General features: G+C 71.7%; 9 protein-coding genes. 5 read left to right on the top strand and 4 right to left on the bottom strand.

Going from position 1 to position 13,894, the window contains the following annotated elements; all coding sequences use genetic code 11:
- Window positions 1-111 precede the first annotated feature (111 nt).
- Window positions 112-3,636: a methionine synthase gene (gene metH, locus CRV15_RS23850; RefSeq protein ID WP_003958472.1), complete on the bottom strand. Its 3,525-nt coding sequence runs from the start codon at window positions 3,634-3,636 to the stop codon at window positions 112-114.
- 250 nt (window positions 3,637-3,886) lie between these two features.
- Between metH and CRV15_RS23845 the strand changes: the two genes are divergently transcribed.
- The 5 genes from CRV15_RS23845 to CRV15_RS23825 all read left to right on the top strand — a co-directional run bounded on the left by CRV15_RS23845 (window position 3,887) and on the right by CRV15_RS23825 (window position 10,007).
- Window positions 3,887-4,651 (top strand): IclR family transcriptional regulator, encoded by a 765-nt coding sequence (locus CRV15_RS23845; RefSeq protein ID WP_009995612.1) that lies wholly within the window; start codon window positions 3,887-3,889, stop codon window positions 4,649-4,651.
- Window positions 4,652-5,076: 425 nt separating this feature from the next.
- Window positions 5,077-5,862, top strand: a complete 786-nt coding sequence (locus tag CRV15_RS23840; RefSeq protein ID WP_003958474.1) for an MIP/aquaporin family protein — start codon at window positions 5,077-5,079, stop codon at window positions 5,860-5,862.
- A gap of 71 nt (window positions 5,863-5,933) precedes the next feature.
- Complete coding sequence (gene glpK / locus CRV15_RS23835; RefSeq protein WP_003958475.1) at window positions 5,934-7,475, top strand: glycerol kinase GlpK; 1,542 nt, start codon at window positions 5,934-5,936, stop codon at window positions 7,473-7,475.
- Between the two features lie 15 nt (window positions 7,476-7,490).
- On the top strand, window positions 7,491-9,101 hold the full coding sequence (locus tag CRV15_RS23830; protein WP_003959867.1) for a glycerol-3-phosphate dehydrogenase/oxidase: 1,611 nt from the start codon (window positions 7,491-7,493) through the stop codon (window positions 9,099-9,101).
- Between the two features lie 201 nt (window positions 9,102-9,302).
- Window positions 9,303-10,007, top strand: coding sequence for a FadR/GntR family transcriptional regulator (locus CRV15_RS23825; protein ID WP_009995613.1), 705 nt, complete (start codon window positions 9,303-9,305; stop codon window positions 10,005-10,007).
- A gap of 28 nt (window positions 10,008-10,035) precedes the next feature.
- Here the strand turns inward: CRV15_RS23825 and CRV15_RS23820 are convergent, their stop codons facing one another.
- The 3 genes from CRV15_RS23820 to CRV15_RS23810 all read right to left on the bottom strand — a co-directional run bounded on the left by CRV15_RS23820 (window position 10,036) and on the right by CRV15_RS23810 (window position 13,833).
- Entirely contained in the window at window positions 10,036-11,061 is a 1,026-nt protein-coding gene (locus CRV15_RS23820) for an ABC transporter permease (protein ID WP_003958480.1), read from the bottom strand.
- A 121-nt stretch (window positions 11,062-11,182) separates the two neighbouring features.
- Window positions 11,183-12,796 (bottom strand): sugar ABC transporter ATP-binding protein, encoded by a 1,614-nt coding sequence (locus CRV15_RS23815; RefSeq protein WP_003959869.1) that lies wholly within the window; start codon window positions 12,794-12,796, stop codon window positions 11,183-11,185.
- Entirely contained in the window at window positions 12,793-13,833 is a 1,041-nt protein-coding gene (locus tag CRV15_RS23810; protein WP_003959870.1) for a sugar ABC transporter substrate-binding protein, read from the bottom strand. Before CRV15_RS23810 ends, CRV15_RS23815 begins: the two co-directional genes overlap by 4 nt.
- Window positions 13,834-13,894 lie beyond the last annotated feature (61 nt).

Genomic DNA, 13,894 nt, shown 5'->3' with positions numbered 1-13,894 from the left:
TGCGATCCCCGGGCTTCCCCGGGGCCACGGCGGTCGCGGGGACCGCCGTGACCGCCGTGACCGCCGCGGCTCCCGGGGATCACTGGGGATCACCGGGGGCACCGGGCGTCCTCAGCGCGCGTTGAAGTACTTCGCCTCCGGGTGGTGGATGACGATGGCGTCGGTGGACTGCTCGGGGTGGAGCTGGAACTCCTCCGAGAGCTGGACCCCGATCCGCTCCGGCCGGAGCAGGTCGGCGATCTTCGCCCGGTCCTCCAGATCGGGGCAGGCCCCGTAGCCCAGGGAGAAGCGGGCCCCCCGGTACTTCAGGGCGAACATGTCCTCCACATCGGCGGGGTCCTCCCCGCCGAAGCCCAGCTCGGCGCGGACCCGTGCGTGCCAGTACTCGGCGAGGGCCTCGGCGAGCTGCACGGACAGACCGTGGAGTTCGAGGTAGTCGCGGTAGGAGTCGGCGGCGAACAGCTCGGCGGTGGCCTCGCCGATCCTCGATCCGACGGTGACGACCTGGAGCCCGACCACATCGGTCTCGCCGGACTCCTCGGGGCGGAAGAAGTCGGCCAGGCAGAGCCTGCGGCCCCGGCGCTGGCGGGGGAAGGAGAAGCGGGTGCGCTCGGAGCCGTCCTCGTTGAGGAGGATGAGGTCGTCGCCCTTGGAGACGCAGGGGAAGTAGCCGTAGACGACGGCCGCCTCCAGCAGACCGCGGGTGTGGAGCTGGTCGAGCCAGCCGCGCAGCCGGGGCCGCCCCTCGGTCTCGGCCAGCTCGGCGTAGTCGGGTCCGTCGCCGGTCCGGTTCTGCTTGAGGCCCCACTGCCCCTTGAAGAGGGCGCCCTCGTCCAGCCAGGAGGCGTACTCCTTGAGCTGGATGCCCTTGATCACCCGGGTGCCCCAGAAGGGCGGGGTGGGGACGGGATTGTCGATGGCGACGTCGGAGCGCACCGTGCCCTCCTCGGCCGGCTCCTCCACCACGACGGCGGTCGCGGCGGGGCGGACCCTGCGCTGCTTCAGCTCGGGGAGGGTGGCGCCGGGGACACCGCGCTTGACCGCGATGAGGGCGTCCATCAGGCGCAGCCCCTCGAAGGCGTCGCGGGCGTAGCGGACCTCTCCCTCATAGATCTCGTGGAGGTCCTGCTCCACATAGGCGCGGGTGAGGGCGGCGCCGCCGAGGATCACCGGGTAGTCGGCGGCCAGCTTGCGCTGGTTCAGCTCCTCCAGGTTCTCCTTCATGATCACCGTGGACTTGACCAGCAGGCCGGACATCCCGATGACATCGGCGCGGTGCTCCTCGGCGGCTTCGAGGATCGCGGACACGGGCTGCTTGATCCCGAGGTTGATCACGTTGTAGCCGTTGTTGGAGAGGATGATGTCGACGAGGTTCTTGCCGATGTCGTGGACGTCGCCGCGGACGGTGGCGAGGACGATGGTGCCCTTGCCCTCGGCGTCGGACTTCTCCATGTGCGGTTCGAGGTGCGCGACCGCCGTCTTCATGACCTCGGCGGACTGGAGGACGAACGGGAGCTGCATCTGGCCGGAGCCGAACAGCTCGCCGACGACCTTCATGCCCTCCAGCAGGGTCTCGTTGACGATGTCGAGGGCGGGCCGGGTCAGCAGCGCCTCGTCGAGGTCGGCTTCGAGACCGTTCTTCTCGCCGTCGATGATGCGCCGCCGCAGCCGCTCCTCCAGCGGCAGGGCCGCCAGCTCCTCCGCCTTGCCCGCCTTGAGGGACTTGGCGGTGGCGCCCTCGAAGAGCGCCATCAGCTTCTGGAGCGGGTCGTATCCCTCGGCGCGCCGGTCGTAGATGAGGTCGAGCGCGGTGGCGACCTCCTCCTCCTGGAAGCGGGCGATGGGGAGGATCTTGGAGGCGTGGACGATCGCGGAGTCCAGCCCGGCCTTGACGCACTCCTCCAGGAAGACCGAGTTGAGCAGGATGCGGGCGGCCGGGTTGAGGCCGAAGGAGATGTTGGACAGACCGAGGGTGGTCTGCACATCGGGGTGGCGGCGCTTGAGTTCGCGGATGGCCTCGATGGTGTGGATGCCGTCCTTGCGGGACTCCTCCTGCCCGGTGCAGATGGTGAACGTGAGGGTGTCGATGAGGATGTCCGACTCGCGGATGCCCCAGTTGCCGGTGAGGTCGGCGATCAGGCGCTGGGCGATCGCGACCTTGTGCTCGACGGTGCGGGCCTGGCCCTCCTCGTCGATGGTGAGGGCGATCAGCGCGGCGCCGTGTTCCTGGGCGAGCCGGGTGACCTGCGCGAAGCGGGAGTCGGGGCCGTCGCCGTCCTCGTAGTTCACGGAGTTGATCACGGCCCGGCCGCCCAGCTTCTCCAGCCCCGCGCGGATCACCGGGACCTCGGTGGAGTCCAGCACGATGGGCAGGGTGGAGGCGGTGGCGAAGCGGCCCGCCAGCTCCGCCATGTCCGCGACCCCGTCGCGGCCCACGTAGTCGACGCAGAGGTCGAGCATATGGGCGCCCTCGCGGATCTGGTCGCGCGCCATCTCCACACAGTCGTCCCAGCGGGCGGCGAGCATGGCCTCGCGGAACTTCTTGGAGCCGTTGGCGTTGGTGCGCTCGCCGATGGCCATGTACGCGGTGTCCTGGCGGAAGGGCACCGTCTGGTAGAGGGACGCGGCGCCCGGCTCGGGGCGGGGCTCGCGCACCGCGGGGACGAGCCCGCGGACCCGTTCCACGACCTGCCGCAGATGCTCCGGCGTCGTACCGCAGCAGCCGCCGACGAGGGAGAGGCCGTACTCGCGGACGAAGGTCTCCTGGGCGTCCGCCAGCTCCGCGGCCGACAGCGGGTAGTGCGCCCCGTTTTTGCCGAGGACGGGCAGGCCCGCGTTGGGCATGCAGGAGAGCGGGATGCGGGAGTGGCGGGCGAGATAGCGCAGGTGCTCGCTCATCTCGGCGGGGCCGGTGGCGCAGTTCAGCCCGATCATGTCGATGCCCAGCGGCTCCAGCGCGGTGAGCGCGGCGCCGATCTCCGAGCCGAGCAGCATGGTGCCGGTGGTCTCGACGGTGACGGAGACGATGAGGGGCAGCGTGGTGCCGGTGGCCTCCAGGGCGCGGCGGGCGCCGAGGACGGACGCCTTGGTCTGGAGGAGGTCCTGCGTGGTCTCGATCAGCAGCGCGTCGGCGCCGCCCGCGATCATGCCCTCGGCGTTGCTCTGATAGGCGTCGCGGAGGGCGGTGTAGGGGGCGTGGCCGAGGGTGGGGAGCTTGGTGCCGGGGCCCATGGAGCCGAGGACCCAGCGCTGGGCGCCGGTGGACGCGGTGTACGCGTCGGCGGTCTCCCGGGCGATCCGGGCGCCCGCCTCGGACAGCTCGTACACCCGCTCGGGGATGTCGTACTCGCCCAGGGCAGCGAGGTTCGCGCCAAAGGTGTTGGTCTCGACGCAGTCCACACCGGCGTCGAAGTACTCGGCGTGCACCGACCGCACGATGTCCGGCCGGGTGACGTTCAGGATCTCATTGCAGCCTTCCAGATCCTGGAAGTCCTCCAGTGAGGGGTCCTGCGCCTGGAGCATGGTGCCCATCGCCCCGTCGGCGACGACGACCCGGGTCGCGAGAGCCTCGCGGAGGGCATCGATCCGGGACCGGGCGTCGGCGGACGGGGCGGAAGGGGTCGGCAGCGTGGCCATGGAATGTGCTCCCTGGGATGCGACGGCTGTCGGCTTTGCGTCCTCCGGCGGGAGGGCGCACGGCCCCAGCCTAACCGGGCCGCGCGCGGGGCGGCCGGGGTGTCCCGGTGGACGGACACCTCGTGGCCTGGGGGTTCCCGGGGTTTCTGTGGGCGGCCGGTCGCGAGATACTTCACTCCACCATGACCATGGTCGACATCGACCAATGGTGTTCAGCATTGTCGAATCGCAGTGGGGAAGGGTCGATCCGATGGCGAAGAACATCCAGTCGCTGGAGCGCGCGGCGGCGATGCTGCGGCTGCTCGCGGGCGGCGAGCGCCGGCTGGGCCTGTCGGACATCGCCTCCTCGCTGGATCTCGCCAAGGGGACGGCGCACGGGATTCTGCGCACGCTCCAGGCGGAGGGGTTCGTGGAGCAGGACCCGGCGTCCGGGCGGTACCAGCTCGGCGCCGAGCTGCTGCGGCTCGGCACGGGCTATCTGGACGTCCACGAGCTGCGGGCGCGCGCCCTGGTGTGGACGGACGACCTGGCCCGGTCCAGTGGGGAGAGCGTCCATCTGGGCGTGGCGCACCAGCACGGGGTGCTGATCGTCCACCATGTCTTCCGCCCGGACGACAGCCGTCAGGTGCTGGAGGTGGGGGCGATGCAGCCGCTGCACTCGACGGCCCTGGGGAAGGTGCTCGCGGCGTACGACCCGGTGACGCACACGGAGGCCGCCGAGATGGAGCGGGAGCCCTTCACGCCCCGGACGGTGACGGAGACGGCCGCGTTCGAGTCGGTCCTGGCACTCACCCGGGCGCGGGGCTGGGGCTCCGACGTCGAGGAGACCTGGGACGGGGTGGCGGCGGTGGCGGCGCCCATCCACGACCGACGGCGGATGCCGGTGGGCGCGGTGGCGATCACGGGCGCGGTGGAGCGCGTCTGCGACGGCCGTGAGCTGCGGTCCGAGCTGGTGGCGGCGGTGCGGGACTGCGCCCGCGCGGTCTCGCGGGACTTGGGCGCGGGGCGGTTCTGAGGGTCGGGCCGCCCGGCCCCCGGTACGGGGCCGGTGCTCGACCGGTTCCCGCGCTCCGGGCCGGGCGGCCTGCGGGGCCCCGCGCCACAAGCCCGCGAGGGCACGGCTTCGCAAGGGTGATTTCCGGCCATACCGCCGGACGGCAGGGGCCGCGGCTCCCCCGGCTGCCACGGTGCCGCGCCGGGGATTCGGGGCCCTCGGGGCGCATCATCGATAACGATCAGGTTTTCGGTCACACGACCCTTGACGGCTTGTTTACGAGGGGTAAAACTGCCGTTCATCGGTCGGCATTGTCGAACACCTACCGGAAATACCCGTTAGAGTGTGGCAAGGGCCAAGGGCCGGCAACGCCCTCACCTGAGGGCGCGGACCACCGGAGGGACCCGGGGTTCGCCTTCCCCTGGACGAAGGACAAAGGAGTCGCGGTGTCCAGCTCCGACATCTTTATCGGCGAGACGATCGGAACGGCTGTTCTGATCCTGCTCGGCGGCGGCGTGGTCGCCGCCGTCAGCCTCAAGAATTCCAAGGCGCGTGGCGCAGGCTGGCTGGCCATCACCTTCGGGTGGGGCTTCGCCGTCATGACGGCCGTCTACATGACCAGCGCCCTGTCCGGCGCGCACCTCAACCCCGCCGTCACCTTCGGCATCGCCATCAAGGACGGGACCTGGGCCAACGTCCCCGTCTACATCGCCGGCCAGCTCCTCGGCGCGATGATCGGCGCCGCCCTGGTCGTGGTGGTCTACTACGGCCAGTTCATGTCCCACCTCAAGGACCCCGAGATCGTCGGCAGCCAGGCCGCCAAGCCGATCGAGGGCCCGCACGGCGGCACCAAGGCAGGCCCGGTCCTGGGCATCTTCTCCACCGGCCCCGAGATCCGCGTCGTCTGGCAGAACCTCGTCACCGAGATCATCGGCACCACCATCCTGGTCCTCGCGGTGCTCACCCAGGGCCTCAACGCCGAGGGCAAGGGCCTGAGCACCCTCGGCGCCCTGATCACCGCCTTTGTCGTCGTCGGTATCGGCCTCTCGCTGGGCGGTCCCACCGGGTACGCCATCAACCCCGCCCGTGACCTGGGCCCCCGTATCGTCCACGCCCTGCTGCCGCTGCCCAACAAGGGCCGCTCCGACTGGGGCTACGCCTGGATTCCCGTCGTCGGCCCGCTGGCCGGCGGTGCGCTCGCCGCGGGTATCTACAATCTCGCGTTCGCCTGAGCAGTGATCCGTATCCGTACTCCGTACCGGTACAGCCGTCGTATCCCCACCGACCTCAGCAGGAGCATTCCGTGAGCGACACCCCCACCACCGCCTCCCACGGGCACGGACCGTTCATCGCGGCCATCGACCAGGGCACCACCTCCAGCCGCTGCATCGTCTTCGACAAGGACGGCCGGATCGTCTCGGTCGACCAGAAGGAGCACGAGCAGATCTTCCCGAAGCCGGGCTGGGTCGAGCACAACGCCACCGAGATCTGGACGAACGTCCAGGAAGTCGTGGCGGGCGCCCTCGACAAGGCCGGCATCACCCCCGCCGACGTCAAGGCGATCGGCATCACCAACCAGCGCGAGACCACGCTGATGTGGGACAAGGCCACCGGTGAGCCCGTCCACAACGCCATCGTCTGGCAGGACACCCGCACCGACGCGCTCTGCAAGGAACTGGGCCGCAATGTCGGGCAGGACCGTTTCCGCCGGGAGACCGGCCTCCCGCTGGCGAGCTACTTCTCCGGCCCGAAGGTCCGCTGGCTGCTCGACAACGTCGAGGGCCTGCGCGAGCGCGCCGAGCGCGGCGAGATCCTCTTCGGCACCATGGACTCCTGGGTCATCTGGAACCTGACCGGCGGAGTCGACGGCGGAGTCCACGTCACCGACGTGACCAACGCCTCCCGCACCCTGCTGATGAACCTCCACGGCCTCCACTGGGACGAGAAGATCCTCAGCTCCCTGGAGATCCCGGCGGCCGTGCTGCCCGAGATCCGCTCCTCCGCCGAGGTCTACGGCCTCGCCAAGGGCGGCGTCCTGGACGGCATCCCCGTCGCCTCCGCGCTCGGCGACCAGCAGGCGGCCCTCTTCGGCCAGACCTGCTTCTCCGAGGGCGAGGCCAAGTCCACCTACGGCACCGGCACCTTCATGCTGATGAACACCGGTGGCACGCCCGTCAACTCGTACAACGGGCTGCTGACCACGGTCGGCTACCGCATCGGCGACCAGGACCCGGTCTACGCCCTGGAGGGCTCCATCGCGGTCACCGGTTCGCTGGTGCAGTGGATGCGGGACCAGATGGGCCTGATCAAGTCCGCCGCGGAGATCGAGACGCTGGCCCTGTCCGTCGAGGACAACGGCGGCGCCTACTTCGTCCCGGCGTTCTCCGGTCTCTTCGCCCCGTACTGGCGCTCCGACGCCCGCGGAGTGATCGCCGGACTCACCCGGTACGTCACCAAGGCGCACATCGCCCGTGCCGTGCTGGAGGCCACCGCCTGGCAGACCCGCGAGATCACCGACGCCATGACGAAGGACTCCGGCGTCGAGCTGGCCGCGCTCAAGGTCGACGGCGGCATGACCTCCAACAATCTGCTGATGCAGACCCTCTCGGACGTCCTGGACGCACCCGTGGTGCGCCCGATGGTCGCCGAGACCACCTGCCTCGGCGCGGCCTACGCCGCCGGTCTGGCCGTCGGTTTCTGGCCGGACACCGACGCGCTGCGCGCCAACTGGCGCCGGGCCGCCGAATGGACCCCGCGCATGGACGCCGACGTGCGCGAGCGCGAGTACAAGAACTGGCTCAAGGCCGTCCAGCGGACCATGAGCTGGATCGACGAGGAAGACTGACGAGGAGCAAGCCATATGACCACCCTGCAGAGCGTCCCCGCCCTCGGGACGCACCCGGCAGCGGGCTCCCTCCCGAGCCGTGCCGAGACCCGGGAACAGCTGTCCAAGGCGTCGTACGACCTGCTGGTCATCGGCGGCGGCATCCTGGGCATCTCCACCGCCTGGCACGCCGCGCAGGCCGGGCTGCGGGTGGCCCTGGTGGACGCCGGCGACTTCGCCGGCGCCACCTCCTCCGCCTCCTCCAAGCTGCTCCACGGCGGTCTGCGCTACCTCCAGACCGGCGCGGTGAAGCTCGTCGCGGAGAACCACTTCGAGCGGCGGGCGGTCTCCAAGGAGGTCGCCCCCCACCTCTCCAACCCGCTGACCTTCTATCTGCCGGTCTACAAGGGCGGCCCGCACGGCGCCGCGAAGCTGGGCGCGGGCGTCTTCGCGTACTCGGCGCTCTCCGCGTTCGGCGACGGCGTCGGCCATGTCATCAGCGCGGCCAAGGCCCAGCGCGACGTGCCGGAGCTGCGGACGGAGAACCTGAAGGCCGTCGCCGTCTACGGCGACGACCAGATGAACGACGCCCGTATGGCGCTGATGACGGTCCGCGCGGCCGTCGAGGCGGGTGCGACCGTCCTCAACCACGCCGAGGTCACGGGGCTGCGCTTCACCCAGGGCCGGGTGACGGGCGCGGAGCTGAAGGACCGTCTCGACGGCACCGAGTTCGGCGTCGGCGCCCGGCTGGTGCTCAACGCCACCGGCCCGTGGGTGGACCACCTGCGCCGGATGGAGGACCCGGACGCGGCCCCGTCGATCCGTCTCTCCAAGGGCGCCCACCTGGTGCTCAAGCGCACCTCCCCGTGGAAGGCCGCGCTGGCGACCCCGATCGACAAGTACCGCATCACCTTCGCCCTCCCCTGGGAGGACATGCTGCTGCTGGGCACCACGGACGAGGAGTTCGAGGGCGACCCGGCGGATGTGACGGTGACGGAGAAGGACACCGCCCAGATCCTGGACGAGGCCGCCTTCTCCATCCGCGACCAGCAGCTCTCCCGCGATCTGATCACCTACTCCTTCGCGGGTCTGCGGGTGCTGCCGGGCGGTCCCGGCGACACCTCGAAGGCCAAGCGGGAGACCGTGGTGACCGAGGGCTCCGGCGGCATGCTGTCGGTGGCGGGCGGCAAGTGGACGACCTTCCGCCACATCGGCCGCACCATCATGAACAAGCTCGCCGAGCTGCCCGGCCGGCCGCTCGCCGAGGACATGGAGCCGATGTCGCGGCTGCCGAAGAAGGTGCCGCTGCCCGGTATAGCCAACCCGGACGCGGTGGCGCACCGGTTGCTCGTCGACGGCGGTACGCCCGGTCCCCGGATGGCGGCGGACACCGCCCGCCACCTGGCGACCCACTACGGCTCGCTGGCGTTCGACATCGCCCGGCTCGCCAACGACGACCCGGCGCTCGCGGAGCGCGTCCACCCGGACGCCCCCGAGATCTGGGCGCAGGTCGTCTACGCGCGGGACCACGAGTGGGCCGAGACGGCGGACGACGTGCTGCGCCGCCGGACCACGCTGACGATCCGCGGTCTCGCGACGGACGAGATCCGCGGCAGGGTGGACGGTCTGCTCAAGGACCGCGCCTGACACGGACGCGCCACGGCCGGAGGCCGGGCCCGGGACACCGCTCCCGGGCCCGGCCTCCGGTCCGTCCGGGCCCCGTTGCCCCGGTCTCCCCCTCGTCGGCGGACGGGTCCACGCGCTGGTCCCGTCCGTGTCGGGCGCCGTCCCACGCTGTACGCTCAGACCTCCGATGACTCATGGTTCATGAGGACGAGGGGGCGCGGCATGGCGGTCACCGACGAGGCGATCGAGAAGATCAAGGGAATGATCGTCTCGGGGGCGCTGCGCCCCGGGGACCGGCTGCCCAAGGAGAGCGAGCTGGCCGCCGGTCTCGGGCTGTCCCGCAATTCGCTGCGGGAGGCGGTGCGGGCGCTGTCACTGATCCGGATTCTGGATGTGCGGCAGGGCGACGGCACCTATGTGACCAGTCTCGACCCGCAGTTGCTGCTGGAGGCGCTGAGCTTCGTGGTGGACTTCCACCGCGACGACACGGTGCTGGAGTTCCTGGCCGTACGGCGCATCCTGGAGCCCGCGGCGACCGCGATGGCGGCGGCCCGGATCTCCCGCGCGGAACTGGACGAGCTGAGCGCACAGCTCGACGCGCTGGGGCCGCAGCCGTCCGTCGAGGAACTGGTGGTGGCGGACCTGGAGTTCCACCGGCGGATCGTCCAGGCGTCGGGGAACTCGGTGCTGTGCTCGCTGCTGGACGGCCTCTCGGGGCCGACGACCCGGGCCCGGGTGTGGCGGGGGCTGACACAGGAGGACGCGGTGAGCCGGACCCTCCATGAGCACCGGGCGATCCTGGCGGCGCTGCGGGACCGGGACGGGGAGGCGGCGCGTTCCTGGGCGACGGTGCATGTGGCGAGCGTCGAGCACTGGCTGCGGTCGGCGCTGCGGGGCGCCGGTCCCGAGCCGGTCGCGGGGCTCTGAGCCCGGCCCCGGACGGGGACGGCGGGTGTCAGTCCTGCCGCTCCCCGCTGGCGTAGCGGGAGATGACGAGGGCGACGATGATGATCGCCCCGTTGAGGAACTGGTTCCACAGCGCGGGCACCCCGCCGAGGGTCATCACATTGACGACGAGTTGCAGGGTGAGCACGCCGGTGAGGGCGCCGAAGAGGGTGCCCCGGCCGCCCTTGAGGCTGATGCCGCCGATGACGGCGGCGGCGAAGACCTGGAAGATCCAGCCGTTGCCCTGGGTGGCGGCGACCGAGCCGTAGTGGCCGGTGTAGAGGATGCCCGCGAAGGCGGCGAGCACTCCGGCGGCGACGAGGACGGCCCAGACGATCCGGTCGGTGCGGATGCCCGCCGCGCGGGCGGCCTCGGGGTTGCCGCCGATGGCGTAGAGCGCGCGCCCATGGCGGTGGTAGGCGAGGAACAGCCCCCCGGCGGTGAAGAGGGCCAGGCAGATCCAGACGGCGGCGGGCGCGCCGAACCAGTCGGTCTTCCCGAGGTGGCGGAAGGACTCGGGGACATCGGTGATCGACTTGCCCTCGGTGATGCCGACATGGAGCCCGCGGAGCATGGTGAGCATGCCGAGGGTGGCGATGAACCCGTTGACGTGCAGTTTGAGCATCAGAAAGCCGTTGACGGCGCCGATGGCGGCCCCGGCGAGCAGACAGACGGGGATGGCGCTCCAGGGGGGCAGGGCGTCGAGTCCCGCGAACCGGCCCCCTTCGGCGGGCAGCACCAGCCACATGGCGAGGACGGGCGCGATGCCGATGGTGGATTCGAGGGAGAGGTCCATCCGGCCGCAGATGAGGACGAGGGCCTGGCCGAGGACGAGCAGGCTGAGTTCGGAGGACTGCTGGACGACGCCGATGAGGTTGTCCGCGGTGAGGAAGACCGGCGAGACGACGAAGCCGATCAGCATCAGGACGAGGACGACGGGGACGAGCGACAGATCGCTCCAGCGGATCAGGCTCAGCCGGGAGACGGCGGGGCCGGTCCGCCCGGCGGTGGTGGTGGTCGGTGTCGTTCCGGTCATCGCCGCTCCCGCGTGCTCGTCGCTGCCGTCGCCGCCCCGCGCGCCCGGCGCGCCCTGGCCGTCGGCCCCGCCGCCGTTCCCGCCGCCGTTCCCGCCGCCGCTGCCACCGCCACAGCCGCCGTCATGCCCGGTCCCGTTCGGTGGCGTCGTCCCCGGGTCCGGGCGGCCCGGTGACGGCGTCGGCCGCGCCCTCCATGGCGGAGACCAGCTCGCGGTCGTCCCAGTCGCCGTCGAAACGGGCCACCACCCGGCCGTGGAACAGGGCGAGGACCCGGTCGCAGACGCGCAGATCGTCGGGTTCGTCGGAGACGACGACGGCCGCGCGCCCCGCGTCGGCGAACTCCCGGACGACGGTGAGCAGCGCGTTCTTCGAGGCGACGTCGACTCCGGCGGTGGGCCGCAGGGCGATCAGGGCGCTCGGCCCCCGGGCCAGCGCGCGGGCCACGACGACCTTCTGCTGATTGCCCCCGGACAGGGCGTCGACGTCCTGTCCGGGGCCCTCGGTCCTGATGTCCAGCGAGGTGATCATCTCCTGGGCGAAGGCGCGGGCGCGCGCGGGCAGGACCATCCCCCAGGGGCCGAGCCGTCCGGCGACGGTGAGGGTGGCGTTCTCGGCGACGCTGCGGCCGGGGACGAGCCCCTGGTGGTGGCGGTCCTCGGGGACGCAGCCGATGCCCGCGTCGAGGGCGTCGGGCACGCTTCCGGGCCGGACCTCGCGGCCGTGCACGGCGACCCGCCCGGCGGTGGGGGCGCGCAGCCCGGCCAGGGTCTCCCCGATCGCGACGGTTCCGGAGGAGGCGCTTCCGGCGAGGCCGAGGACTTCCCCGGGACGCACGGCGAGGTCCAGCGGCTCGTAGACACCGCTGAGGGCGAGCCCTTCGGCCGCCAGCACGGGCACGGGCGCCTCCTCCCCCTGCTCCGCCGGGGACCGCCGGGCGGTGGTCCGGAAGCGGTCCCGGCCCGCCGCGCCGCGGGTGTCGCCGGTCATGGCGGCGATCAGCTCGGACCGGGCGAGGTCCGCGACGGGGGCGGTGAGGACATGGCGGGCGTCACGGTAGACGGTGACGGCGGTGCACAGCTCGTACACCTCCTGGAGGTGGTGGGAGATGAAGAGGAACGCCACGCCCCGGGCGGAGAGTTCGCGGAGCCGGGTGAAGAGCCGGGCGATGCCGGGGGCGTCGAGCCGGGCGGTGGGTTCGTCGAGGACGACGATCCGTGCGCCGAAGGACAGCGCGCGGGCGATCTCCACGAACTGCCGCTGTTCGACGGTGAGGTCCCGGACCCGCGCGCGGGGGTCGGCGTCGACCCCGTAGGCACCGAGGAGTTCCGCCGCGCGGCGCCGCAGCCCGCGCCAGCCGATGAAGGGCCGGCCGGGTTCGTAGCGGCCGAGGAAGAGGTTCTCGGCGACCGTGAGATCGGGGACGGTCATGGGTTTCTGGTGGACGCAGGCGACCCGGGCGCGCCAGGCCGCGGCGTCGCCGTGGGAGGGCGCGGGCGCGCCGCCGAAGCGGACCGTGCCCGCGTCCGGGCGGTGGAGCCCGGTGACGACGCCGACCAGGGTGGACTTCCCGGCGCCGTTGCGGCCGACGAGGGCGTGGGACTCGCCGGGGGCGACGGTGAGCCGTACCCCGTCGAGCGCGAGGGTGGGCCCGAAGCGTTTGACGATGCCCTCCGCGTGCAGGGCGGGCGGTCCCGCGAGGTGCCCGTGCGGTGGGTGCGGTGCGGGGCCGGTCACGGCCGCCCCGGCTTCTCCAGCCGGTTGGCCCAGAGCGCGGGGTCGTCCACGTTCTCCCGGGTGACCAGGGGCGCCGGGAGCTGGTCCTCCAGACCGCCGGGGATGCGCACGACGGTGGAGCCGTGGTCGGTGGGGCCGGTGCTGAACGTCTTTCCGTCCAGGGCCGCCCGGGCGTAGAACAGCGCGTACTCGGCGTACAGGTCGGCGGGCTGGGAGACGGTCGCGTCGATCTTCCCGGCGCGGATGGCGTCCAGTTCCTCGGGGATGCCGTCGTTGGACACGATGGTGAGGTGGCCGGGGGCGCCCGCGGGCTTGAGCAGCTTCTTCTGTTCGAGCAGGGCGAGGGTGGGCTGGAGGAAGACGCCGCCCGCCTGGAGGTAGAGGCCGTTCAGATCGGGATGGGCGGCGAGGGTGGCCTGGAGCTTGGCGGAGGCCACGTCGCCCTTCCAGTCGGTGGCCAGCTCGAAGACCCGGATGCCGGGGAAGTCCCGTTTCATACAGGAGCTGAACGCCTCGGAGCGGTCCCGGCCGTTGATGGACGAGAGATCGCCCTGGAATTCGGCCACCTTGCCCCGGCCGCCCAGCCGCTCGCCGAGGAACCGGCACGCCTTCTCCCCGTAGGCCCGGTTGTCGGCGCGGACGACCATGTAGACCTCCCCCTGGTCGGGGCGGGTGTCGACACTGACGACCGGGATCTTCCGCTCCGCCAGGGTCCGCAGCGACTCGGTGATCGCCCCGGTGTCCTGGGGGGCCATCACCACGGCCCTGGCGCCCTGGTCGGTGAGGGTCTGCACATTGGCGACGAGTCTGCCCACGTCGTTCTGGGAGTTGGTGAGGGGAAGCGCCTCGACGGTGCCGTCCTCGACGCCCTTCTCGATGTAGCCCTGGTAGGAGTTCCAGAAGTCGCTGTCGCTGCGCGGCAGATCGATGCCGACCCTGGCCGCTCCCGCGCCGCCGGGGTCCCGGTTGCAGCCGGTGAGGGCGGTGCCCGCGAGGAGTACGGCCAAGACGGCGGCCGTGGTCGTACGCGCTCTCATCTGTCCTGTCCCGTCCTTCGCTGGTCGGCGGCTGCCGCTCGGCTGTTCACGGCCGGCCGGT

Source organism: Streptomyces clavuligerus (genome assembly GCF_005519465.1).
GTDB lineage: Bacteria > Actinomycetota > Actinomycetes > Streptomycetales > Streptomycetaceae > Streptomyces > Streptomyces clavuligerus.
The sequence above is the reverse complement of the archived record's forward strand: the minus strand, read 5'-3'. Positions and strand labels throughout refer to the sequence as shown.

Excerpts from the sequence above, each read along its gene's own strand:
- metH (WP_003958472.1), bottom strand. The coding sequence starts at position 3,636 with ATGGCCACGCTGCCGACCCCTTCCGCCCCGTCCGCCGACGCCCGGTCC.
- CRV15_RS23845 (WP_009995612.1), top strand. The coding sequence starts at position 3,887 with ATGGCGAAGAACATCCAGTCGCTGGAGCGCGCGGCGGCGATGCTGCGG.
- CRV15_RS23830 (WP_003959867.1), top strand. The coding sequence starts at position 7,491 with ATGACCACCCTGCAGAGCGTCCCCGCCCTCGGGACGCACCCGGCAGCG.
- CRV15_RS23825 (WP_009995613.1), top strand. The coding sequence starts at position 9,303 with ATGGCGGTCACCGACGAGGCGATCGAGAAGATCAAGGGAATGATCGTC.
- CRV15_RS23820 (WP_003958480.1), bottom strand. The coding sequence starts at position 11,061 with ATGACCGGAACGACACCGACCACCACCACCGCCGGGCGGACCGGCCCC.
- CRV15_RS23810 (WP_003959870.1), bottom strand. The coding sequence starts at position 13,833 with ATGAGAGCGCGTACGACCACGGCCGCCGTCTTGGCCGTACTCCTCGCG.